Annotated in this window: 20 protein-coding genes and 5 tRNA genes; 8 read left to right on the forward strand and 17 right to left on the reverse strand. The window is 73.0% G+C overall.

What is annotated here, in order from left to right; genetic code table 11:
• Positions 1-31 precede the first annotated feature (31 nt).
• Together ACODT5_RS24820 and ACODT5_RS24825 are read right to left on the reverse strand one after the other, a co-directional pair.
• Complete coding sequence (locus ACODT5_RS24820) at positions 32-859, reverse strand: aminotransferase class IV (protein WP_422521478.1); 828 nt, start codon at positions 857-859, stop codon at positions 32-34.
• Positions 856-1,977, reverse strand: a complete 1,122-nt coding sequence (locus ACODT5_RS24825) for a chorismate-binding protein (protein WP_422521479.1) — start codon at positions 1,975-1,977, stop codon at positions 856-858. The genes ACODT5_RS24820 and ACODT5_RS24825 overlap by 4 nt, the downstream gene beginning before the upstream one ends.
• A 180-nt stretch (positions 1,978-2,157) precedes the next feature.
• On the opposite strand from ACODT5_RS24825, the gene ACODT5_RS24830 reads away from it, so the two are divergent.
• From ACODT5_RS24830 to ACODT5_RS24850, 5 genes are all read left to right on the forward strand, one after another.
• A tRNA-Gly gene (locus tag ACODT5_RS24830) sits at positions 2,158-2,230 on the forward strand.
• 45 nt (positions 2,231-2,275) lie between these two features.
• Positions 2,276-2,349: transfer RNA gene (locus tag ACODT5_RS24835), tRNA-Cys, on the forward strand.
• A 1-nt stretch (position 2,350) separates the two neighbouring features.
• Positions 2,351-2,422: transfer RNA gene (locus ACODT5_RS24840), tRNA-Val, on the forward strand.
• A gap of 19 nt (positions 2,423-2,441) precedes the next feature.
• Positions 2,442-2,513 (forward strand) — tRNA-Val (locus ACODT5_RS24845).
• Between the two features lie 53 nt (positions 2,514-2,566).
• Positions 2,567-2,641, forward strand: a tRNA-Val gene (locus tag ACODT5_RS24850).
• 60 nt (positions 2,642-2,701) lie between these two features.
• On the opposite strand, the gene ACODT5_RS24855 is transcribed toward ACODT5_RS24850, so the two are convergent.
• The 3 genes from ACODT5_RS24855 to ACODT5_RS24865 all read right to left on the reverse strand — a co-directional run bounded on the left by ACODT5_RS24855 (position 2,702) and on the right by ACODT5_RS24865 (position 4,831).
• Complete coding sequence (locus ACODT5_RS24855) at positions 2,702-3,016, reverse strand: TFIIB-type zinc ribbon-containing protein (protein WP_389688447.1); 315 nt, start codon at positions 3,014-3,016, stop codon at positions 2,702-2,704.
• 65 nt (positions 3,017-3,081) lie between these two features.
• Positions 3,082-4,308 carry a phosphotransferase family protein gene (locus ACODT5_RS24860; protein WP_422521480.1) on the reverse strand — a complete coding sequence of 409 codons (1,227 nt, stop codon included), beginning with the start codon at positions 4,306-4,308 and terminating at the stop codon, positions 3,082-3,084.
• Positions 4,309-4,645: 337 nt separating this feature from the next.
• Positions 4,646-4,831, reverse strand: a complete 186-nt coding sequence (locus ACODT5_RS24865) for a hypothetical protein (RefSeq protein ID WP_385377145.1) — start codon at positions 4,829-4,831, stop codon at positions 4,646-4,648.
• A gap of 548 nt (positions 4,832-5,379) precedes the next feature.
• Between ACODT5_RS24865 and ACODT5_RS24870 the strand changes: the two genes are divergently transcribed.
• Positions 5,380-6,636, forward strand: coding sequence for a serine/threonine-protein kinase (locus ACODT5_RS24870; protein WP_422521481.1), 1,257 nt, complete (start codon positions 5,380-5,382; stop codon positions 6,634-6,636).
• Between the two features lie 27 nt (positions 6,637-6,663).
• On the opposite strand, the gene ACODT5_RS24875 is transcribed toward ACODT5_RS24870, so the two are convergent.
• The 9 genes from ACODT5_RS24875 to ACODT5_RS24915 all read right to left on the reverse strand — a co-directional run bounded on the left by ACODT5_RS24875 (position 6,664) and on the right by ACODT5_RS24915 (position 19,114).
• Positions 6,664-7,476: a TrmH family RNA methyltransferase gene (locus tag ACODT5_RS24875; RefSeq protein ID WP_422521482.1), complete on the reverse strand. Its 813-nt coding sequence runs from the start codon at positions 7,474-7,476 to the stop codon at positions 6,664-6,666.
• Positions 7,477-7,551: 75 nt separating this feature from the next.
• Positions 7,552-8,772, reverse strand: coding sequence for a uroporphyrinogen-III C-methyltransferase (gene cobA, locus ACODT5_RS24880; protein WP_422521483.1), 1,221 nt, complete (start codon positions 8,770-8,772; stop codon positions 7,552-7,554).
• Between the two features lie 732 nt (positions 8,773-9,504).
• Positions 9,505-12,750, reverse strand: coding sequence for a nicotinate-nucleotide--dimethylbenzimidazole phosphoribosyltransferase (gene cobT, locus ACODT5_RS24885; protein WP_422521484.1), 3,246 nt, complete (start codon positions 12,748-12,750; stop codon positions 9,505-9,507).
• Positions 12,751-12,978: 228 nt separating this feature from the next.
• Positions 12,979-14,196 (reverse strand): precorrin-6y C5,15-methyltransferase (decarboxylating) subunit CbiE, encoded by a 1,218-nt coding sequence (gene cbiE / locus ACODT5_RS24890; protein WP_422521485.1) that lies wholly within the window; start codon positions 14,194-14,196, stop codon positions 12,979-12,981.
• Positions 14,197-14,303: 107 nt separating this feature from the next.
• Positions 14,304-15,056, reverse strand: coding sequence for a GNAT family N-acetyltransferase (locus ACODT5_RS24895; RefSeq protein ID WP_422521486.1), 753 nt, complete (start codon positions 15,054-15,056; stop codon positions 14,304-14,306).
• A 231-nt stretch (positions 15,057-15,287) separates the two neighbouring features.
• Complete coding sequence (locus tag ACODT5_RS24900; protein ID WP_422521487.1) at positions 15,288-16,151, reverse strand: MetQ/NlpA family ABC transporter substrate-binding protein; 864 nt, start codon at positions 16,149-16,151, stop codon at positions 15,288-15,290.
• 103 nt (positions 16,152-16,254) lie between these two features.
• Positions 16,255-16,923, reverse strand: a complete 669-nt coding sequence (locus ACODT5_RS24905) for a methionine ABC transporter permease (RefSeq protein ID WP_266910281.1) — start codon at positions 16,921-16,923, stop codon at positions 16,255-16,257.
• Complete coding sequence (locus tag ACODT5_RS24910) at positions 16,920-18,011, reverse strand: methionine ABC transporter ATP-binding protein (protein ID WP_422521488.1); 1,092 nt, start codon at positions 18,009-18,011, stop codon at positions 16,920-16,922. Before ACODT5_RS24910 ends, ACODT5_RS24905 begins: the two co-directional genes overlap by 4 nt.
• A 374-nt stretch (positions 18,012-18,385) precedes the next feature.
• On the reverse strand, positions 18,386-19,114 hold the full coding sequence (locus ACODT5_RS24915) for an HAD-IA family hydrolase (protein ID WP_422521489.1): 729 nt from the start codon (positions 19,112-19,114) through the stop codon (positions 18,386-18,388).
• A 68-nt stretch (positions 19,115-19,182) separates the two neighbouring features.
• Here ACODT5_RS24915 and ACODT5_RS24920 point away from each other — a divergent pair, with 68 nt between their 5' ends.
• Together ACODT5_RS24920 and ACODT5_RS24925 are read left to right on the forward strand one after the other, a co-directional pair.
• Positions 19,183-19,551 carry a hypothetical protein gene (locus ACODT5_RS24920; protein WP_422521490.1) on the forward strand — a complete coding sequence of 123 codons (369 nt, stop codon included), beginning with the start codon at positions 19,183-19,185 and terminating at the stop codon, positions 19,549-19,551.
• Positions 19,544-19,978 (forward strand): hypothetical protein, encoded by a 435-nt coding sequence (locus ACODT5_RS24925; RefSeq protein WP_422521491.1) that lies wholly within the window; start codon positions 19,544-19,546, stop codon positions 19,976-19,978. The genes ACODT5_RS24920 and ACODT5_RS24925 overlap by 8 nt, the downstream gene beginning before the upstream one ends.
• A gap of 40 nt (positions 19,979-20,018) precedes the next feature.
• On the opposite strand, the gene ACODT5_RS24930 is transcribed toward ACODT5_RS24925, so the two are convergent.
• The 3 genes from ACODT5_RS24930 to ACODT5_RS24940 all read right to left on the reverse strand — a co-directional run bounded on the left by ACODT5_RS24930 (position 20,019) and on the right by ACODT5_RS24940 (position 22,400).
• Entirely contained in the window at positions 20,019-20,525 is a 507-nt protein-coding gene (locus ACODT5_RS24930; protein WP_422521492.1) for a GNAT family N-acetyltransferase, read from the reverse strand.
• 37 nt (positions 20,526-20,562) lie between these two features.
• Positions 20,563-21,120: a sigma-70 family RNA polymerase sigma factor gene (locus tag ACODT5_RS24935; RefSeq protein ID WP_385377324.1), complete on the reverse strand. Its 558-nt coding sequence runs from the start codon at positions 21,118-21,120 to the stop codon at positions 20,563-20,565.
• Positions 21,121-21,221: 101 nt separating this feature from the next.
• Positions 21,222-22,400, reverse strand: a complete 1,179-nt coding sequence (locus tag ACODT5_RS24940; protein ID WP_422521493.1) for a glycerophosphodiester phosphodiesterase — start codon at positions 22,398-22,400, stop codon at positions 21,222-21,224.
• Between the last annotated feature and the right edge of the window lie 251 nt (positions 22,401-22,651).

Genomic DNA, 22,651 nt, shown 5'->3' on the forward strand with positions numbered 1-22,651 from the left:
CCGATGGACAGCAAAATACGGCCGGTCCCGGTCAGGAGCGGGGGTCGGCGTCCTCGGCGGAGCGGGCGTCGAAGATCCGCATGGCCTCGGCGGTGACGGGGCCGGGGCCGGAGCCCAGCTCGCGCCCGTCGATCCGTACGACGGCCTGGACGTCGCGCAGGGAGGAGGTCAGGAAGACCTCCTCCGCCTGCTCCAGCGCTTCGAAGGGCAGGTCGGTCTCCTTGGCCCCGCACCATTCGGCGACGAGGGCCCGGGTGATGCCCGCGAGGCAGCCGGAGGCCACCGGCGGGGTGTGCAGCTGCCCGTCGAGGACGACGAACACGTTGGAGCCGGTGCCCTCGCAGAGCCGCCCGACGGTGTTGGCGAACAGGGCCTCGGAGGCGCCCGCCCGGTGGGCGGCGGCGAGCGCGACCACGTTCTCGGCGTACGAGGTGGTCTTCAGGCCGGCCACGGCGGAGCGCTCGTTGCGCACCCATGGCACGGTGACCACGGCGGTGGTGTCGGGGCGGCGGGTGGCCCCGGCGAGGGCGACGATCAGCGTGGGGCCGGCCTCGCCGCGGTCGGAGCCGAGCGGGGAGACGCCCCCGGTGTAGGTGACGCGCAGCCGGCCGAGCGGCAGCGCGCCCGCCTCCAGTACGGCGGCGCAGGCGCGGCGCACCTCGTCCAGGTCGGGGTCCGGCAGGCCGAGGCCGCGGGCCGAGCGGGTCAGCCGCTCCAGGTGCCGGGTGAGTGCGAAGGTCGTCCCGCGCTCCGCCTTGAGCGTCTCGAAGACCCCGTCGCCGACGGTGAGGCCGTGGTCGAACACGGACACCTTCGCTTCGTCCGCGTCCCGCAGTGCTCCGTCGAGCCAGATCCTCACCGTACGGTCCTCCCGCTTTCGTCCGTCTGTGCGTCGATCGTGCCGATCGAGGCGATCGCCCCGCCCGCACCGGTCGCGTTCGCTTCGATCACTCCCGACGCTACCCGCAGCAGCCGTGCGGCCTTCAGCTCGGTCTCCGCCCACTCGCGGTCGGGGTCGGAACCCCACGTGATCCCGGCGCCCGTTCCGAAGAGCAGCCGGGGGCCGCCGGGGGCCCTGCGGTCGATCCAGAAGGTGCGGATGCCGACGGCGAGCTCGGCCGTGCCCCGGTCGGCGTCGACCCAGCCGATGCCTCCGCAGTAGGGGCCGCGCGGGGCGGTCTCCAGGGCCTCGATGATCCGCAGGGCGGAGGATTTGGGGGCTCCGGTGACGGAGCCGGGCGGGAAGGTCGCGGCGAACAGCTCGGGCCATCCGGCGCCGTCGGCGAGTTCCCCGGCGACGGTGGACACGAGGTGGACCAGGCCCGGGTGCTCTTCGAGCGCGCACAGTTCGGGGACGGTCACGGTGCCGGTGGCGCAGACCCGGCCGAGGTCGTTGCGCACGAGGTCCACGATCATCACGTTCTCGGCGTGGTCCTTGGGCAGCAGATCGGCGGCGGTGCGGCCGGTGCCCTTGATCGGGCCGGACTCGACGTGGCGGCCACTGCGGCGCAGGTAGAGCTCGGGGGACGCGGTGGCGATCTCGACGCCGTGGGCCGGCAGCCGAATCGTTCCTGCATACGGGGCCGGGTTGCCGCGCGCGAGCAGCGCCGTCAGGGCGTCCACATCGGCGCCCGCCGGGTCGGGAAGCGGCGCGGACATCACGCGGCAGAGGTTGGCCTGGTAGACCTCCCCCGCCTCGATGTGCTCGCGGATGCGGCGTACGCCGGCGGTGTAGGCGGCGCGGTCGAGCGAGGAGGTCCACTCGTCGGCGTCGGGGCCGCGCCAGGCCCCGGGGACGGGGGCCGGCACCGGGTCGGGGCGTATGTCCCCGAAGCGCGCGCAGACGAGACGGCCTTCGAAATCGGCCGTCACCGCCCAGAAGCCGGTGGAGTCCAGGGCGGCGGGATCACTGGTGACATCTCGGAGATCGGTCGCGAGAAGGCCGCCGAAGCGGGCGAGGGGAGGCAGGTCGTGCACGGCTGCGAGTCTATGACCGGTGACGCCCGGGCGCCGGTGAGGCGTCTGCCGGGTGACCGGCGGTGATCGGGCGGCAGCACGCTGCGGAAACGCGTTTTTGAGCTGGCCCGGGAATCCGCTAGAGTTCAACTCGTCGCCAGGGAGCGAAGGGGGAAACCCCCGGAGCGAACACGGTGACCTGCGGACGTAGCTCAGTTGGTAGAGCACCACCTTGCCAAGGTGGATGTCGCGAGTTCGAGTCTCGTCGTCCGCTCAAAGGTGGGGGATCATCTTCCCGAGGACCCCCTGCTTGCTCCATGGTGGAGTGGCCGAGAGGCGAGGCAACGGCCTGCAAAGCCGTCTACACGGGTTCAAATCCCGTCTCCACCTCCAAGGACGATTAGCTCAGCGGGAGAGCGCTTCCCTGACACGGAAGAGGTCACTGGTTCAATCCCAGTATCGTCCACTGGTCCGCAAGGATCCCCGCGCGATTAGCTCAGCGGGAGAGCGCTTCCCTGACACGGAAGAGGTCACTGGTTCAATCCCAGTATCGCGCACGCAGTATGATTCAGACTTGCCACCTGCGGGTTCACACCGCGAACGTGGCCCCGCGCGATTAGCTCAGCGGGAGAGCGCTTCCCTGACACGGAAGAGGTCACTGGTTCAATCCCAGTATCGCGCACCAGTTGTCCGAAAGCCCCGGCCGTTCCCACGGCCGGGGCTTTCGCGTGTGTGGCCCTCCGGCTCAGGAGGAGAAGAGCATCCGGCCGAAGCCGCCCTTGCGATGGCCGTGGCCGTGGCCGTAGCCGCCGTGCTGCGGGGCGCCCCAGGCGGGCGCGGGGGCGGCGTGCTGCTGCGGGTACGCGGCAGGGGCCGGGGCCGGCGGGGCGGCCGGGGGCGGGACCTGGCCGTACTGGGAGGTGTACTGGGACTCCAGGCGGGTCAGCGCCTCGAGCTCGCCGTAGTCGAGGAAGATGCCTCGGCAACCGCTGCACTGCTCTATCTGGACACCGTTGCGGTTGTAGGTGTGCATCATCGCGTGACACTTCGGACACTGCATGACCGGATCAACTCCTCGCCGTTCGCGTCGACACCGGATGCGTACCCGGTGGCGTGAGGCTCACCCTACGACGGAGCCTTCCGCTCCAAGTCGGGCGGGAGGGAGGCAATTCGGGCACAGGCTTCCACCATCAGCCGCTCCATGTCGTCGAGTCGGCGCCGCTCGCGGGCCGCCTTGGCGAGGGCCAGCGCGGCCGTCTGCACGGTGAGCGCCCGGGCGGCGAGGTCGAGTTCCGGCCAGGGGTCGCTGCCGGGCACACCGGCGGCGGGGCCGCCCGCGCCACGGTAGGCGTCGAGGAAGCGCAGCCAGGTCTCCGTGTCCAGCAGCCCGGCGGCGTACCAGGCCGCGGGCCGGGCGAGGTCCCAGGCGGGCGTGCCGAGTCCCAGGTCGTCCACGTCGATCAGCCGCCAGCCCCCGGCCGGGCTCCGGACCAGCTGCCCGAGGTGCAGGTCGCCGTGGCAGAGCGCCCCGCCGGACGGCGCCGGCCCTTCCCCCCGGGCCCACCCGGGGAGCGTGGCCGCGGCGACCCGTACGAGCCGGGCCAGTTCCGCGGCGTCGGCGTCCGCGCCTGCCGTCCCGGCCTGCCCGGCGGGGATGGACACCACGGCGCGGCGGCCCCGGCCGGAGGGCGGCGCGGCGGGGAGGGCGACAGCCGCCCCGGCCAGGGCCTGCCTGCCGCCGGATGCGCGGTCATGGCCGTGGCCCTGGTCGGCAGGGTGTGCCCCGGCCAGGTACCCCCGCCGCGCACCGCCCGGGCTCTCGGCTTCCGCGCCCGCAGGCACGGGACGCCCCGGCACGGCGCGCCGCGGGGCGGCCGGGACCGCGGGCGGGTGCGCCGCGTCGAGGCGGCGCAGGGCGCGGGCGAGTTTCGCCGGGCCGCGCATCGGGGGGAGCGGGTACGGGAGGTGGTGGAGCGGGGTCCGGTGGAGGGCGGCCAGCAGCTCGGCGGCCGGCTCCCAGGGGGCCTCCTCGGGGCGGTCCGGAGCGACCGGAGCACCGTAGGGCCACAGGGAGACGGGCCGGGTTCCGACCAGACCGAGTCCGGTGCGCAGCGGGGGCAGCAGTACTCCGGCCAGCGCGGGGTCCCCGGCCACGCGGATCCGCACCGCCAGTGCGTCGGGATCGCTGTCGCCCGCGTGCGCCTTGGCCACGACGTTCCCGCAGCGGACCACGGTGCCGTCGTCGCGGTCCGCGAGGAGTACGTACTGCGCCGCACCCGCGTACGCGGCGAGCTCGGCCGCGCTCACTCGCTCCAGCGGAACCACGCCTCGGCTCTCCCCGTGCTTGCGCACCCCGGGCGGGTGCTCCTCGGGTCGAGAGTACGCAGCAGGGGGCCGGACGGCAGTGCCCGTACCGCCGGACGGACGCCGTCGGCCACCGCCGGACGGAGTCCGGCGCAGCGGCCCGAAGCCCGGGAGGCGCGCCGGCGGCGAGCGGTGCGAGGGACGCATCGAGGGGGGACGCGTCAAAAGGGGTCGCGCGGGCATGAAAAAGGGTGCTGCGCGTCCGGCTCCCCAGCCGTACGCGCAGCACCCTTCACCTGCCGTCCGTCGACCGCTCCCCCGTCCCCACGGGGTTCGGCCGGTGACAGTCCCGGCCCAGGCCGCTCTCCTGGGCCCGGGGCGCCGCTCAGCGCCCCAGCATCACGCTTACGGACGACGCCTGTGCCACCACCTGGTCGAAGCCTCCGAAGAGGAAGAGCAGGACGGCGGCCAGGGGGAGCACCATGGCCGCGGCCACCAGTGGGTGGCGACGACCGGACTCATGGCCGTTGAACGCGAATGCCTTGCGTCCCTGCCGTGCGATGTCCGCCATGGTCCTCTCCCTGTCGTTTGGCAGCGGCGGGTTTATGACCTCGGGGGACGAGTGCTCTCCACCCGCCGCTTGTCTTCAACACTAGGCGCGGGGAAGGCTCCTGGCCTCATGCCTTCGTACCCATTGCCTGGCCTCCAGGAGGATGAGGAGTCCACCTCGCGTGTACTCCCCTGGGTGGAGACCGGTCCCCCGCTCTGAGGGTCTTCCCGGAGGGGATGACCGGAGCGTGGTGACTTCGCTCACTTCCGTCACTCACCGCACACGTCCGGCCGCCGACCAGGCACTCCCAAGATCAACCGGGCGGGCCCGGCCGCCCCGGCGGCCTCCGCTCCCCCACCGCTCCTCCCCGAACCCCAATTCCCTTGGTCCCGGCCCGGCTTGACCGGGGAACCCCGCTCCGCACATGCGTCCTACCGGTGGTCCGGTGATTCCCCAAGTGGACTGCCCCGTACTGACAATCGAATCCCCCGGCGAGGGCGCGGCCTCTGAGCGCGCATGCCGGATGGTCCGTAAGCTGTGCCACGTCAACAGGACGACCGGTCAGCGGGGTGGACATGGCGATGATGCGGCTCCGGCGCGAGGACCCGCGTGTCGTCGGCTCGTTCAGGCTGCACCGGCGCCTCGGCGCCGGCGGCATGGGCGTCGTCTATCTGGGCTCCGACCGGCGCGGACAGCGCGTCGCGCTCAAGGTGATCCGGCCGGACCTCGCCGAGGACCAGGAGTTCCGCTCGCGCTTCGCACGCGAGGTCTCCGCCGCCCGGCGGATCCGCGGCGGGTGCACCGCGCGCCTGGTGGCCGCGGACCTGGAGGCGGAGCGCCCCTGGTTCGCCACGCAGTACGTGCCCGGCCCCTCCCTGCACGACAAGGTGGCCGAGGAAGGCCCCCTGACGGCCTCGGCCATCGCCGCCATCGGCGCCGCGCTCTCCGAGGGACTGGTCGCCGTACACGAGGCCGGGGTGGTCCACCGCGACCTCAAGCCCTCGAACATCCTGCTGTCGCCCAAGGGCCCCCGCATCATCGACTTCGGCATCGCCTGGGCCACCGGCGCCAGCACCCTCACCCACGTGGGAACGGCCGTCGGCTCCCCCGGCTTCCTGGCGCCCGAGCAGGTGCGCGGCGCAGCCGTCACCCCCGCCACCGACGTCTTCTCGCTGGGCGCCACCCTCGCCTACGCGGCCACCGCCGACTCGCCCTTCGGGCACGGCAGTTCCGAGGTCATGCTCTACCGCGTGGTGCACGAGGAGCCCCACCTCCAGGGTGTTCCGGACGCGCTCGCGCCCCTCGTACGGGCCTGCCTGGCGAAGGATCCCGACGAGCGGCCGACCACGCTCCAGCTGTCGATGCGGCTCAAGGAGATCGCGGCCCGCGAGGCGCACGGGATGGGCGACAGCCGCCCGCCGGCGCAGCGGGCGCGGGTCGCCGAGCGGCCGACCGGGCGCCTGCCCGAGGGCTACGTCGAGGATGCCGAGGGGTACGCCGAGCAGCGCACGGAGCGCCGTACGGCCGGCACTCCCCTGCCGGGACGTCCGGGCACGGGAACCGGAGCGGGCCAGGGGAAGGCGCAGGCCAAGGGCCAGGGACCGCGCGGCGGGCCGGATTCGCGGCCCTCCTCGGCCCGGGGCACCGGCTCGCGGGGACCCGGCTCCACCGCCGGGCGTACGGGCGGCCGCCCGGCTCCCCGTACGACGGGCACGGGGCGGCGGCCTTCGCGGCCGGACCCCAAGCTGATGCGCCAGCGCCTGATCGTCTTCGTCGTGGTGACGCTGCTCGTGGCGCTCGGCATCGCGCTGGCCCAGAAGCTCTAGCCGGGAGCTTCCGGGCCCGCCGCGGCCCTACGAGCGGCCGCCGGCCACCGCGTAGAAGGCGACGGCCGCGGCCGCGCCCACGTTCAGCGAGTCCACCCCGTGCGCCATCGGGATCCGTACCCACTCGTCGGCCGCGACCAGTGCCTGCGTCGACAGCCCGTCCCCCTCCGCACCGAGCATCAGCGCGACCCGCTCCAGGTCCCCGGGAACCGCCACGTCGATCGGCGAGGCCTTCTGGTGCGGGGTGAGGGCGAGCAGCTTGAAGCCCGCCTCGCGCACCGAGTCCAGACCCTTGGGCCAGGCCTCCAGCCGGGCGTACGGGACGGAGAACACCGCGCCCATGGAGACCTTGACGGAGCGCCGGTACAGCGGGTCCGCGCAGTCGGGCGAGAGCAGGACCGCGTCCATGCCGAGGGCGGCCGCGCTGCGGAAGATGGCGCCGATGTTGGTGTGGTCGTTCACCGCTTCCATGATGACCACGCGCCGGGTGGTGGCGAGCAGGTCCTCGGCCGTGGGCAGCGGCTTGCGCTGCATGGAGGCGAGGGCGCCGCGGTGCACGTGGTAGCCGGTGACGCGCTCGGCGAGCTCCGGGCTGACGGCGTAGACCGGGGCCGGGAGCTCGTCGATGACGTCGCGCATGACGTCGACCCACTTGGCGGAGAGCAGCATCGAGCGCATCTCGTACCCGGCGTCCTTGGCGCGTCTGATCACCTTCTCGCCTTCGGCGATGAAGAGGCCTTCCGCGGGCTCGCGCCTGCGCCGGAGTTCTACGTCGGTCAGGCCCGTGTAGTCGCGCAGGCGCGGGTCGTCGGGGTCCTCGACGGTGATGAGATCAGCCACAGGGTGATACTGCCTTGTCCTGGGTGCGGTGCCAACGGCTCTGCCGGGTTGCGGGATTGCGGGCGTACGGGGGTGTCACTCGGCCGCGGGCCGGTGCACCTTGACCACGTCACCGATCACGATGACGGCGGGCGGCCTGACCTCCTGCGCCTTGACGGTCTCCCCGACCGTGGCCAGGGTCGCGTCCACGCGGCGCTGGGAGGCGGTGGTGCCCTCCTGGATGACGGCGACCGCGGTGTCGGCGGGGCGGCCGTGGCGCACCAGCGCCTCCGCGATCAGGCCGATCTTGTCGACGCCCATGAGGATGACGAGGGTGCCGGTGAGCTTGGCCAGCGAGGCCCAGTCCACCAGGGAGCGCGGGTCGTCGGGGCCGACGTGGCCGCTGACCACGGTGAACTCGTGGGCCACGCCCCGGTGGGTGACCGGGATGCCGGCGGCGCCGGGCACGGAGATGGAACTGGAGATGCCGGGCACGACGGTGCAGGGGATGCCCGCCTCGGCGAGGGCCTGGAGCTCCTCCATGCCGCGGCCGAAGACGTACGGGTCCCCGCCCTTGAGACGCACCACGGCCTTGCCGGCCTTGGCGTGCGTGATGAGGGCGTCGTTGATGGCCTCCTGGGCCATGAAACGGCCGTACGGGATCTTCGCGGCGTCGATGACCTCGACGTGCGGCGGGAGCTCGTCGAGGAGGTCACGGGGGCCCAGCCGGTCGGCGATGACCACGTCGGCCTCGGCGAGCAGGCGCCGGCCGCGGACCGTGATCAGGTCCGGGTCGCCGGGGCCGCCGCCGACCAGGGAGACGCCGGGGGTGTGCGGGCGGGCGGCGGTCAGGGAGCCGTCCCGCAGCCCCTCGACGACCGCGTCGCGGACGGCTGCGGAGCGGCGGGGGTCGTTGCCGCTCAGCACGGCGACGGTGACGCCCTCCACCCGGCCGGTGGCCGGGGTCCAGGCGCTCGCGGCCTCGGCGTCGTCGGCGCGGACGCACCAGATCCGCTCGCGCTCGGCTTCGGCGGAGGCGGCGTCGTTGGCGGCACGGTCCCGGGTGGCGACCAGGGCGTACCAGGCTCCGGCCAGGTCGCCGTCCTCGTAGCGGCGGCGCTCCCAGCGGATCTCGCCCGTCTCCGCCATGGCGTCCACGGAGGGGGTGGCGGAGGGCGAGATCAGGACGATGTCGGCACCGGCGGCGATGAGCGCGGGCAGCCGGCGCTGGGCGACCTGGCCACCGCCGATCACGACGACGCGGCGGCCCGTGAGGCGGAGTCCGACGGGGTAGGCGGGGTGTGCCGGGTGTCCCATGGCGGTTGCGGCTCCTGATGCGGCGGTGACGGCGGGCCGCTGCGTCGCTGGAGCGGCTGATCGGGCGGTGACGTGCGGTGGCCCGTCCGGGGTCCACGATACGACCCACCTGCGCGGTGGTCGCCTCGGGGGCCATGGCCCTGGCCGGGCGGTGACCCGACCCGCCCCTGGCTGCGGCCCAGGCCACGGGGCTGGCGCCCCATGATCACCCGGCCGGCCTGCTCCGGCACGGGTCCCGCCGGGGGGCTGCGGGGGTCGATCGGGCTCCCGCCCGGGGCTGCGGGGGTCGATCGGCCTCCCGCCCGGGGCTGCGGGGGTCGATCGGGCTCCCGCCCGGGGCTGCGGGAGCCGACGGGGCTCCTGCCCGGGGCTGCGGGAGCCGACGGGGCTCCTGCCGGGAGTAGCTGCGGGGGGCGACGGGGTTCGACCGGGCCCTGCGGGGCTCTCCCCCACCCCGCCCCTTCCCGAAACCGGGGCTCCGCCCCCGGACCCCTTCGGGGGCTCCGCCCCCGGACCCCCGCTCCTCAAACGCCGGAGGGGCTGGATACGGCCCGGCGAGGCTGGACTCGCCGGCCGGGGACGGGGGCGGGGTGGGGTGTCGTCCGGGACGTAAAACGTGATTTGTTGGCGCGAAACAAGGCCATCAGGGACGCAGCGCGCACAGGGCGCCATAAATCATGAGTCCCGGACGACACCCCACCCCGTCCCCGGCACCGGTCCCCGCAGCCCCGGCTACTTCTCCGTGACACCCGCCGAGTCGAACGTGGCCACCTCGTGCATCGCGCGCGCAGCGCTCTGCACCAGCGGCAGCGCCAGCAGCGCGCCCGTGCCCTCGCCGAGGCGGAGGTCCAGGTCGACCAGCGGGCGCAGGCCGAGCTTGTTCAGGGCGGCCACGTGGCCCGGCTCCGCGCTGCGGTGGCCCGCGATGCACGCGGACAGCGACTCCGGAGCGATCGCACGGGCCACCAGCGCGGCCGCGCCGGCGCTGACACCGTCCAGGATCACCGGGGTGCGCAGGGAGGCGCCTCCCAGGAGGAGGCCCACGATCGCCGCGTGCTCCAGGCCGCCGATGGCCGCCAGGACGCCGATCGGGTCCGCCGGGTCCGGCTGGTGGAGTTCCAGGGCGCGGCGCACGACCTCGACCTTGCGGGCGTGCGTCTCGTCGTTGATGCCCGTGCCCCGCCCGGTGACCTCGCCCGGGTCCACCCCGGTGAAGACCGAGATCAGCGCCGCCGACACCGTGGTGTTGGCGATGCCCATCTCACCCGTCAGGAGGGCCTTGTTGCCCGCCGCAACCAGGTCGCGGGCCGTCTCGATGCCGACCTCGATGGCCGCGACGGCCTCCTCGCGGGTCATCGCGGGGCCGACCGAGAGGTCGGCCGTCCCCGGACGGACCTTGCGCGGAAGCAGGCCCGGCGTGGCCGGGAGGTCGCCGGCGACGCCGACGTCGATCACGCAGACCTCCGCGCCCACCTGGTTGGCGAACGCGTTGCACACCGCGCCGCCGCCCAGGAAGTTGGCCACCATCTGCATGGTGACCTCCTGGGGCCACGGGGTGACCCCCTGGGCGTGCACGCCGTGGTCACCCGCGAAGATCGCCACCGCGGCGGGCTCCGGGATCGGCGGCGGGCAGACCCGCGAGAGGCCGGACAGCTGGGCCGAGATGATTTCGAGCATGCCCAGGGCCCCTGCGGGCTTGGTCATGCGCTTCTGCCGCTCCCACGCCTCGCCGAGCGCCTTCGCGTCGAGCGGACGGATGCTGGCGACGGTCTCGGAGAGCAGGTCGTGCGGCTCCTCGCCGGGCAGCGCGCGGCGCCCGTACGTCTCCTCGTGGACGACCCAGGCGAGGGGCCGCCGCTGCGACCAGCCGGCCTGCGCGAGCTCGGGCTCGTCGGGGAACTCGTCGACGTACCCGACGCACAGGTAGGCGACGACCTCCAGGTGCTCGGGGAGGCCGAGCTCGCGGACCATCTCGCGCTCGTCGAAGAAGCTGACCCAGCCGACGCCGAGGCCCTCGGCACGCGCCGCGAGCCAGAGGTTCTCCACGGCGAGGGCCGAGGAGTACGGGGCCATCTGCGGCTGGGTGTGCCGGCCCAGGGTGTGGCGGCCGCCCCGGGTCGGATCGGCGGTGACCACGATGTTCACCGGGGTGTCGAGGATGGCCTCGATCTTGAGTTCCTTGAACTGCTTGGCGCGGCCCTTGGGCAGCGACTTCGCATAGGCCTCGCGCTGGCGCTCCGCGAGTTCGTGCATCGTCCGGCGGGTCTCGGCGGACTTGATGACGACGAAGTCCCACGGCTGGGAGTGCCCGACGCTGGGAGCGGTGTGGGCCGCCTCCAGGACGCGCAGCAGCACCTCGTGCGGGATGGGGTCGCGGCGGAAGCCCTTGCGGATGTCGCGGCGCTCGCGCATGACGCGCAGGACGGCCTCGCGCTCGGCGTCGGCGTATCCGGGGGCCGCCTCGGTGACGGGGGCCTCGGGCTCGGGCTGCTGCTCGGTTCCGGCCTCGGGGGCCTCGGGGGCCTGTCCGGCCTCCAGCGGTACGTCGGCCTGCGCCACGGCGACCGGCTCGGGCTCGGGGACCACGACGGCCGCGGGCTCGGGCAGGGGCTCCGGCTCCTCGGCCTGAACCACCGTTTCTGCGGGCTGCGGCTCGGGCTCCACGACCGGCGCGGGCTCCGGCTCGACGGCGACGACGACGGCGGCGTCAGCCACGGCCTCGGCCACGGGCTCGGGCACCGGTACGACGGCGGGCTCGGGCTCGGCGAAGACGACGGGCTCGGCAACGGGCTCCGGCGCGGGCTCCACGGCAACCGGCTCGGCCACCGGGGCCACGGCGACCGGCACCGGCGCGGGCTCCGCCACGGGCACGGGCTCCGGCTCGGGCACGAGGACCGCCTCGGGCTGGGCGAAGGCGACGGGCGCCGCGACGGCCTCGGCGACAGGCTCCGCGACGGGCTCGGCCACGGGCTCCCCGACGGGCTGCGCCGGGGCTTCCGGAGCCGGCTCCGCGGTCCACGGCGTCCCGGCCTGGACCGGGATCTCGACCGGCTGCTGCGCCGGGCCCGGCACGTGCTCGGCCCCGACCTCGGCCTGCGTGAAGTCCAGGTACTCGGGCCCGGTGGTGGGCGGCCCGGACTGGCGCACCGGTACGGGCGTAGCCGGGGTGTTCAGATCCGGGGCGGCGGGCTCGGAGGCGGAGGGCACGGAGGCGACCGGGACGGGCTCGGGCGCGGCCGGCGTCAGCGGGGCCTGGGCCTGTACGGGGGCAGCGGCCGGCGCCGCGGCCGGGCCGCGGTCCGCGAGGGACCGTACGACTCCGCCGGTGGCCTCGGGCACGGGCGGGCCCATGTGCAGCGGCCGCCGCACCGGGGCCGCCGCGACGGGGGCCGCCTGGGACTGGGGCTGGGACATGGGCTGCGGGGCGACGAGGCCGCCGAGGTCCAGGGCGCCGGAATCCCGGCCGCCGGCCTCGTGCGCACCGGCGCCGTAGGAGACGTCGGCGAAGGAGGCGTCGGGGTAGGAGACGTCGGCGAAGGAGGGCTGCCCCGCGAACGGCTGGCCGTCGAACGGCTGGCCGTCGAACGGCTGCCCCTCGAAGGACTGCTGCGGGTAGCCGGCGGGCTCGTAGCCGAGCGGCGCCTCGGGGACCGGAAGCCGGCCCGGGTGGGGCTGCTGGTACTCGGGGGCCCCGCCGAAGTCGGCGTACGGGGCGTCCGCGTACGCGGAGGGCTCGGGGAAGTCGGGGAACGCGGGCACCGGCGGGACGACCTGGGGGTCGCTCCACGCGCCCTGGTTGCTCGGCATCAGCAGCAGTTCCTCGTCCTCCGGCTCTGCCGGGTTGTCCACGAGGTCCTGGAAGGCGTAGCTCCCGGTCGCCGGGGAGGACATGGGAACCGGGGCGGGGACGCCCTGCTGATCCACCATGCCCGTGCTGTCCGGGAGACCCTCGCCCGGAACCTGGCCGGTGTCAGTCATGCGTACCCCTCGCCCATCGGTGTTGCCTCTTCGACTGCCTGGTCGCCCACGAGGCCTCACGTACGGCCGCACGACAACCAGTAAGTATTGTCCTGCCCGTTCGTCACCCTGTCGGCCATAACCGCCACGGTCCTCTGTGGACTGCGCCACGTCGCGCGTCCAGCCGGAGCCGCATGCCCGAATCGTCCGGGCGGTGCGACGATCGGCCAGCCTACCCCGGGCTCGCGGCTAGGGACGGTCCGGGCGGTTAACGGGGCGTTCGGCGGCCAGCAGGAACACCACGGAGCGCTGTTGTTCGGTCCAGGTACGGGTGTCCAGGGCGACGGACTGGAGCAGCGCGCACTCGACGGCGTACCCGCCCTCGGTCAGGACCCGGCCGATGGCCTCCGCCTCGTCGCGCGTGGAGGCGTGGCTGACGATCCGTTCGGGGCGCCGGTCGGCGACGGCGGCGACCACCTCGGCCCCGCCGCCGCCGACGCGGACGACGTCGGGTTCGGGCAGGGTCTCCAGGACGTGCGGGGCGCGGCCGTTGACGACCTGGAGCTGCACACCCCGGGCGCGGGCGGCGGTGGTTGTGCGTTCGCAAGCGTGCCGGTCGGCGTCGATGGCGATGACGGCGGCGCCGAGGGCGGCGGCGTCCACGGCGAGGGCTCCGGAGCCGGAGCCGATGTCCCAGACGAGGTCCCCGGTGCGCGGGCCGAGCCGGGCGAGCTGGGCCGCGCGCAGCTGTGTGGCCTCTCCTTCTCCTACGTCGATCTGCGGGCGGGCCCAGCCGCGTCCGGCGGCCGGGGCCGCGCTCCGGCCGAGCAGCCAGGCCGGTTCGGTGGCGGCCGCGGCCGGTCCCGTACCGCCGATGACGATGACCACGTTGGGGTCGCGCCAGCTGTGGTCGGCGGCCTTGTCGGAGGTGAGGACGGTGACCTGCTCCTTGTCGGTGCCGAGTTCCTCGCAGATGACGAAGGTGCGGTGGACGCCTTCGAGCAGCAGGGCGAGTTCGGCGGGACCGGCGCCGGGCGAGGTGATGACGGCGACCTTGGAGTGGGCGCGGCAGACGTTGACGGCCCGTCGCAGGGTGCGGCGGTGGGCGACGACGACCTGGGCGTCGTCCCAGGGCATCCCGGCGCGGGCGAAGGCGGCGGCGACGGCGGAGACGGCGGGTACGACCTCCACTTCCAGGCCGTGTTCCGGGGCGCGCAGGGCCCGTACGACTCCGAAGAAGCCGGGGTCGCCGTCGGCGAGGACGACGGCGGTGCCGCGGTGGCCGGCGATCCGCGTGGCCGCGATGGCCAGGCTGCCCAGGCGCACGCGTTCGGCCGTGGGCGGGACTTCGGGGAGTGCGAGGTGGTGGGCGGCGCCGGCCACCAGGGTGGCGGCGGAGAGCGCCGACCGGGCTGCCGCGGTCAGGGGGGAGCCGTCCCAGCCGATCACCGTGACCCGGTCGGCCATCGTCGTCAGTCTCCTGATGTGGGAGGGGGCCCTCCGCGGCGGTGGCCGGGGCAGGGCGGAGCTTCGTCGAGGGGGGGCGGGCTTGGTGAGACTACCCGGTCATCCGGTCAGTTCCGGTCCGAGAAGACGGCGTAGCCGTTCGCGTCGTGCGCGGTGGCGGGGTGGATGCGGTAGCCGTCGCGTGCCTCGTCGCGGGAGGCCGCGCAGCCCGCGGAGCGGCCGTCCGCGTAGGCGACGGAGTAGCCGTCCCCGTAGCCGTCGGAGTAGTCGTCGGCGTCCTCGTCCAGGTCCTCGGGGACCAGGCCCCAGACGATGAGGTCGCTGCGGGTGTCGGCCCAGGAGCCGTCGGGGTTCTGGGTGCGCACTATGCAGGCGTTGCGCAGGACGCCTTCACTGATGCAACCGGTCTTCTGGGCCACTTGCTGGGAGGCCGTGTTGTCGGCGGCCGTGCGCAGTTCGAGGCGTTCGAAGCGCTGGTCGGTGAAGAGCCAGCGGGCCACGGCGCGGACGGACTCGCTGGCGTATCCCTCGCCGCGGGCCCAGGGGGCGGTGACGTAGCCGACCTCGGTGGTGCGGGTCCGCCAGTCGGTGTCCTGCAGGTGGACGATGCCGACCAGCCGCTGGGTGAGGAACTCGGTGACGGCGAAGACGATGCCGCGGCCCTCGGTGCGCTCCGTGTGGGCGGTCCGGGTGGCCCAGGTGACCGCGTCGGCGTAGGTGTAGGGGTGCGGGACGGAGGTCCAGGCGGTGACCTGTTCGTCGTTCATCATCTCGGCGAGCGCGGTGACGTCTTCTTCCTCGAAGGGGCGCAGCACCAGCCGGTCCGTGCTGATGGTGACGTCCGGGAAGGTGGTAGTCATGCGCAGCTCCAAGCCTGAGACCGTGGTGCGACCGTGGTGCGAGGCGACCGTGGCGCGGGTCCGTGTCTACGGATCGCAGCCGCGGGTCGTAGGCCACAGCATGCAGCATCGGCCTGGTGATGTGCAGGGCCGGGCTGCCCGGAAGCGGGCAGCGCCCGGCCCCGTACACCGGAGGGCGTACGGGGCCGGGCGGGCGGGCCGGACGGGTCCGGCCGGTGGCTCCGGCCTGATCTAGGCGGCCGGCTTGCCGAAGGCCGGGATGACCGAGCCCTCGTACTTGTCGTCGATGAACTTCTTGACCTCGGGGGAGTTCAGGAGCTTGGCGAGCTTCTGGATCCGCGGGTCGTTCTCGTTGCCCTTCTTGACCGCGAGGATGTTGGCGTAGGGGTTGCCCTCGGCCTTCTCCAGGACGATCGCGTCCTTGGCCGGGACGAGCTTGGCCTCGATGGCGTAGTTGCCGTTGATGACGGCGGCGTCCACGTCGTTCAGGGCGCGCGGGACCGTGGCGGCCTCCAGCTCCTTGAACTCCAGGCCCTTCTTGTCGGTGATGTCGGACAGCTTGGCGGCGGTGCCGACACCCTCCTTGAGGGTGATGAGGTTGTTCGCGGCGAGCAGCTGGAGCGCGCGGCCCTCGTTGGTGGGGTCGTTGGGGACGGCGATGGTCTGGCCGGCCTTGATGTCCGTGAGGGCCTTGGCCTTCTTGGAGTAGAGGCCCAGGGGCTCCAGGTGCACGTTCACGACGGGCACGATGTCGGTGCCGTTCTTCTTGTTGAAGTCGTCGAGGTACGGCACGTGCTGGAAGTAGTTGGCGTCGACCTGGCCCTGCTGGGTGGCGGTGTTCGGCAGGACGTAGTCCGTGAACTCCTTCACCTCCAGCTTGAGGCCGTCCTTGGCCGCGAGGTTGTCCTGTACGAACTTCAGGATGTCGGCGTGCGGGGACGGGGACGCCGCGACGACCAGGGGCTTGCTCTCGTCGGTCTTGCCGCCGTCGGCCTTGGTGGAGGACGGGTCGGAGGAGCTGCCGCAGGCGGTGAGGCCGAGGGCGAGCGCCGAGACGGTGGCGGCGAGGGCGGTGAGCTTGATGTTCTTGCGCACGAAGAGTGCCTTTCTTGCGTCTTGCTGTTGGATGACGGCCCAAGCACGACAAGTGCGGGCTTTCTGGGGGGAAAAGTCTGTTTTCGTCCGGCTCAGGCCCGGTTCAGGCTGTCCGACCGCGCCGGGCGAGGAGGCGTACCACGCCGTCGCCGATGAGCTGGATCACCGTGACGAGCACGATCAGCACCACGACGGTGGCGATCATGAAGCCGGTTTCGAAGCGCTGGAAGCCGTACGTGATGGCCTTGGAGCCGAGGCCTTCGCCGCCGACCGCGCCGGCCATGGCCGAGTAGCCGATCAGGGTGATCACGGTGGTGGTGACGGCCGCGATCAGCGAGGGCAGCGCCTGCGGGAGGAGCACCTTGCCGACCAGGGTCGGGATGCCGCCGCCCATGGACTCGACGGCTTCGACCAGTCCGTGGTCCACCTCGCGGACGGCGGTCTCGACGAGCCGGGCGAAGAAGGGGATGGCGCCGATGGCGAGCGGGACGATCATGGCGGTGGGGCCGATGAAGGTGCCGACGATCGCCGTGGTGACCGGGATGAGGAAGATCAGCAGGATGATGAACGGCAGCGAGCGGCCCATGTTCACGATCACGCCGAGGATCTTGTTGACCGCACGGTTCTGGAGCAGGCCGCCCTTGTCGGTGAGGACGAGCAGGATGCCGATGGGCAGTCCGCCGAGGATGGTCACCAGGGCGGACCACAACACCATGTAGAGGGTGTCGAAGGTGCCCTGCGTGAGCAGCGGCTGCATTTCGGACCAGGTCACTTCGCACCATCCTTGACCAGCTCGGCCAGTTCGCCGTCGACGTCGATGCCCGCGGCCACGTCTGTGTAAGGGGCCGGGGCCGGGTCCGCTTCCACGACGTCCACCTGCAGGCCCTGCTCGCGCAGGAAGCCGACGGGTACGACGTTGTCCTCGTAGCGGCCGGGCAGCTCGATGCGCATGCGGCCGATCTGCCGGCCGGCGACGGTGTCCATCGCGGCGCCGAGGATCGATATGTCGATGTTGTAGGTCCGGGCCAGCTGGGAGATGACCGGCTGGGTCGCGGTCTCGCCGTGGAAGGTGACGTCGATGACCGTGTGCTCCGCGGTGGTCGCGGACCCGGTCAGCGGGAACAGTTCGTGGGCGAGCTCGGAGCCGGGGGTGGCCAGCAGCTCGGTGACCTTGCCGGCCTCGACGATCCGGCCGCGGCGCATGAGGGCGGCCGAGTCGCAGACCGACTTGACCACGTCCATCTCGTGCGTGATCAGCAGGACCGTCAGGCCCAACTGGCGGTTGAGGTCGCGCAGCAGCTGGAGGATCTGGCGGGTGGTCTCGGGGTCCAGGGCGCTGGTGGCCTCGTCGGAGAGCAGCACCTTGGGGTCGCCGGCCAGGGCGCGGGCGATGCCGACGCGCTGCTTCTGGCCGCCGGAGAGCTGGCCGGGGTAGGACTTGGCCTTGTCGGCGAGACCGACGAGGTCGAGCAGTTCGGCGGCCTTGCGGGAACGCTCGCGGCCGGAGACCCCGAGGATCTCCAGGGGCAGTTCGATGTTGCCCTGCACGGTGCGCGAGGACAGCAGGTTGAAGTGCTGGAAGACCATGCCGATGCGGCTGCGCGCCTCGCGGAGCTCCTTGCCGGCGCGGCGGCCCCGGCCGGCGAGGGCGGTGAGGTCGACCCCGTCGACGGACACGGTGCCGGTGGTGGGGCGCTCCAGCAGGTTCACGCAGCGGATCAGGGAGGACTTTCCGGCGCCGCTCTGGCCGATGACTCCGTAGACCTCGCCCTGGCGGACGTGCAGGTCGACGCCGTCCAGGGCGGTGACCTCTCGGCCACGGGACTGGTAGACCTTCGTGAGGCCCGATGTGGTGATCACAGGATTTCCGTCGCTGTCGAGTGCGCGGCGCAGCGGGTGCCGGGCACGGGGCAAACATCTGGGACGCGATACGGGTCGAACCATCGGAAATCGACGGCTTCGGCGCATGCGCGGGGCAGGAGCGGTCCGGGTTCACACGGGGGTGCCGGGAGCGGCTCGGCCGGTCTCGCTTCGGGGCGTGAGACCTGGGGCAGGGGCCCTCAGAAGGCGCGCATTCGACACATACAACGAGCACCGGGCGTCATCGTCGCCTCGGTCGCAAGGGTGCGGCTGCTCGTCGTGGTCATGGGCCCCAGTAAACCAGACGTTCCCTGTCACCGATCAAAGCCGTCCGAATACCGGACGGATTTCGACCACATACCGGACAACATCGGTCAGGGCCGATCGTCCGTCTCGATCGTCACGCCATCGGCTCCGACCAGCACGGACACGGCCGAGAGGTCCCTTACGACCACGTCCGCGTCGAGTTCGGCGGCCGGGTGCGTTGTGGTCAAGGCCACGGTCGTCATCCCGGCGGCGCGGCCCGCGGCCAGGCCGGCGGGGGCGTCCTCGAAGACCGCGCAGCGGGCCGGGTCCACGCCGAGCCGGGCGGCCGCCAGCAGGAAGGGCTCCGGGTCGGGCTTGCCGCGGGTGATGTCGTCGGCGGCCACCATCTCCGGGAAGGCGATGCCCACCTCCCGCAGCCGGGCCTCGGCCAGCCCGGGGGCACCTCCCAGCGGTAGCTGGGGGAGGGTCGCGGAGGTGACCACGGCCCAGCGCCCGGCGGGAAGGGCCGAGAGCAGCTCCTTGGTACCGGGGAGCAGGACCACGCCGCCCGCCACGTCCTCGGTCTCCAGCACCTCGATCCGGGCGAGCGCCCCGGCCCGTACGGGCTCGGGCAGGAGGTCGGCGATGATCTCCGCGGCCGGGCGGCCGTGGAGTGCCACCGCGGCGAAGGCCTCCTCGGTGATCCCGTACTCCCGGGCCCCGGGGGTCCCCCCGGACGGAGTCTGGGGGAGGGTCCAGCAGCGGTGCACCGACTCCATCGAGGAGACCAGCGTGCCGTCGTTGTCGAACAGCAGCGCGTCGAATTGCGGACCGAGCTTCCCGTGCAGCAGATTCATGCCTTCCAGGAAAGCCCCGGGGCAGGGGTGAGCGCATCGGGTCTTTCGGCCCGTAATACCCTCGCTGCATGCTCGACGCCCTGACGCTCGCCATCGGCGTGGCCGCACTCGCCCTCGCCGCCTGGTGCGGTTTCGCCGCCTCGCGGGACCAGCCGACCAAGGACTGGCACTTCATCGGCATGGCCGTGGTGACCGTACTGGTCCTGGCCCAGCTGGTGATCGGCCTGGTCCAGCTCGCCCGGGGCGAGGAGCCCGGCCAGGGCACGGTGCTCTTCCTGGCCTACCTGGTGGGAGCCTTCGCGACCGTCCCGGCCGCTGGGCTGCTCTCGCTGAGCGAGCGGACCAAATGGGGTTCGGTGACGGTGGCCGCGGGAGCGGTCGTCCTCGCCGTGCTCGAAGTACGGCTCTACGACATCTGGGGAAGCACCGGTGCCTGATACCGACACGGACGCCACGGCCACCGCCACCCGGCCCGGCAGGCGAAAGCGCCTGGTCACGGGGCCCGGGGTGCTGCTGGTCTGGTTCTACGGAGTGATCACCGTCGGCGCGGTCTCGCGCTCGATCTACCAGATCTCCACCGAGTTCGACCGGGCGCCGCTCGCGTACTCGCTGTCGGCCGCGGCCGCGCTGGTCTACGCCTTCATCACGTACTCGCTGGTGCGCGGCGGGGAGACGGCCCGCAAGGCGGCGCTGTTCTGCTGCGCCGCCGAGCTGACCGGCGTACTCGTCGTGGGCGCCTGGACCCTGGCGCGGCCCGAGGCCTTCCCCGACGCGACCGTGTGGTCGGACTTCGGGATGGGCTACCTGTTCATCCCGGTGATCCTGCCGATCACCGGGATGCTCTGGCTCCGCGCGAAGCGCTAGCGCTGGACGCCGGCCGCCGGGCGCCCGACGGCTCAGATGCTCAGGCGCTGACCGCGAAGTCGGTGGCCTCCTTGGCCTCCTTCTCCAGGATCACCAGGCGGACGCCGTCGGACGCCGTGCGCCCGCCGACCTGGGTGTAGCCGGCCTTGCGGTAGAGCCGCAGGTTCGACTCGCTCTTGTGGCCGGTGAGCAGCCGGAAGCGGGTGGTCGCGTCGTTGCCGGACAGGGCCGCCTCGACCGCGCCCAGCAGCCGGGCGCCGAGGCCGTGGCCCTGGAGCCGGGGGTGCACGCAGAGCTTGGCGATCTTGCCGGTGCCCTCCTCGTCGACGGTGCCGCGCACGGCTCCGACGATCTCCTCGCCGAGCCGGGCCACCAGGACGGTGTCCGAGGCCAGCTCGGCCTTGAGGGAGTCCAGGGACTGGGTGAGCGGCTGGATGCGGTAGTTGCCGTACAGCTCGGCCTCGCTCTGGAACGCCAGATACTGCAGCTTGATGATCTGCTCGGCATCCTCGGCAGTTGCCGCCGAAATGGTCACGCTCATGCCCATGTGCGCATGCCTCCCGCTCACCTGGTGGCCTGTTGGTCTACCGCTCCATTCCCCGCAGGGCGGGAGCCGCAACCTCTACGGCCAGCATTCTGCGCAGACATCCCAGGCATCGGGAACGGACGGGCCCCAAACTTCCTTGTGAGATACCCAACTCTCCTGCGATTTCACGGTAGGTGAGGTCCCTGGGCGAAAGAAGTGCCCTCATGAGCTCCGGACACCTTCCGGGCAATCGGGCGACCGCCGATCGGAGGGCCCGGTTCTCCTCGCCGTGCAGGAGTGCGTCTTCCGGTTCCACACCCGTACTGGTACGGGTGCCCGCGCCGGACCCGCCGTCCGCCGAGTGCTGGCGGTGGCCGTACGGGACTTCGTGCCGGGCCCGGCGCCGCGCCCGGCGGGCCTCCCCGCGCACCGCCCGGCGCAGCCAGTCGGCCGGTTCGGCGGGGATGCGGCGGTGCTCCAGCAGCCTGACCCAGACGGCTTGTTCCAAGTCGGCGGCGTCCACCCCGGTGCCCGCGGTCTCGGCGGCCGCTTCGGCCGAGAGCAGCGGGCGGAGCGTTTCGAACAGGTCGGGGAGATCAGCCTTCAGCAGGTCCATGCCGGGCGGGACGCGAAGGCCGTGCCGGGCGGTTTCCCCGCCGGGCACGGCCCACTCGTACGAGAAGCTCCGGCCGGCCGTTGACGGTCAGCCGTTGACGGCTAGCCGGTGACCCCGCGGCCCGGGCGGAAGGCCTCCGCCGCGAGCAGTCCGGTGTCGGGGTGGTCGGTGAAGATGCCGTCGATGCCCTGCGCGAAGTAGGTCTTGAAGGCGCCGAAGGCGTCCCCGTAGGCCGTCGGGTCGGTGCCCTTGCGGTAGTCGGCCGGCAGGAAGTTGTTCTCGTTGCGCGCGGTGTAGGGGTGCAGGACCAGCCCCCGCGCGTGGGCGTCCGCGACCAGGGTGGTCGGGGCGCCGAGCTTGCCCGTGGCATCGCGCGGCAGGATCAGGTCCATGGTCGGGCCGATGCCCTGGGCGAAGCCGGCGATCCACCGCAGCCCCTCGGGCTTGACCAGGTCGGCGACCGTCCGGGGGTCCTTGGCCAGCTCGAAGTCCCACGGGCGGGTGGCCGCCGCCGAGAGGAGCACCACGCGCGGGCTGGAGACCAGCCGGGAGAGCCGCTGGATGCTGGAGGGTTCGAAGGACTGCAGGAAGAGCGGGGCGCCCCGGCCGTCGCGCCCGTAGCGGCGCAGCAGCTTGGCGAGGGGCTCCTCCAGGCCGAGGCCGAGGCCCCGGAAGTAGCTGGGGTGCTTGGTCTCCACGTGCAGCCACACGCGCTTCCCGCGCCGCCGGCCCTCGCGGTCGGCCCAGCGGAGCACCTCTTCGAAGGTGGGGACGTCCCAGCGGCCGTCGTAGAGCGTGTTGCGCTGCCGGAGGGCGGGGATGCGCTCCTTCGCGCGCAGGGTCTTCAGCTCGGCGAGGGTGAAGTCCTCGGTGAACCAGCCCGTGACCGGGACCCCGTCGATCGTCTTGGTCGTCTTGCGGGACGCGAAGCCGGGGTGGTCCGCGACGTCCGTCGTGCCGCCGATCTCGTTCTCGTGGCGGCACACCAGGTGGCCGTCCTTGGTGGGCACGAGGTCCTGTTCGACGACGTCGGCTCCGAGGTCCAGCGCGAGCTGGTAGGACCCGAGCGTGTGCTCGGGCCGGTAGCCGCTGGCTCCCCGGTGCCCGATGACCGTGGGCACCGGCAGGTCCCGGTATCCACCGCCCTGACCGCCTCCCCCGTGGCCGCTCTCGGCCGCCGCGGCCGAACCGCCGCCCGCGACCAGTCCGCCGAAGGCTCCGCCCGCCGCGACGACGGCCGCGCCCAGTACCGTGCGCCGCGCTGCCCCACCCTGTGTCATCAGTGCCACTCCCCCTCGGACAAGGGCCGGGCGTCCCGGGATCTCCGGGGCCTCGGGCCCGAATCCGCGTGCCGATGGTAGGCAAGCGCCGATGGCGGGCGGGGGTGCGCGGGCGGAACATGGCGGAAACGTGCGTCAACACTGCGTATCCACCTCGTGAACCCGATGTGCGATCAGAGCGGACCCGCGAGTATCGTCCTCACCTGCACTACCGCCGAGTGTGGTGGGTGCGAGAACCTTGCTTTTCGATG

The organism is Streptomyces tatrensis, assembly GCF_049310065.1.
GTDB lineage: Bacteria > Actinomycetota > Actinomycetes > Streptomycetales > Streptomycetaceae > Streptomyces.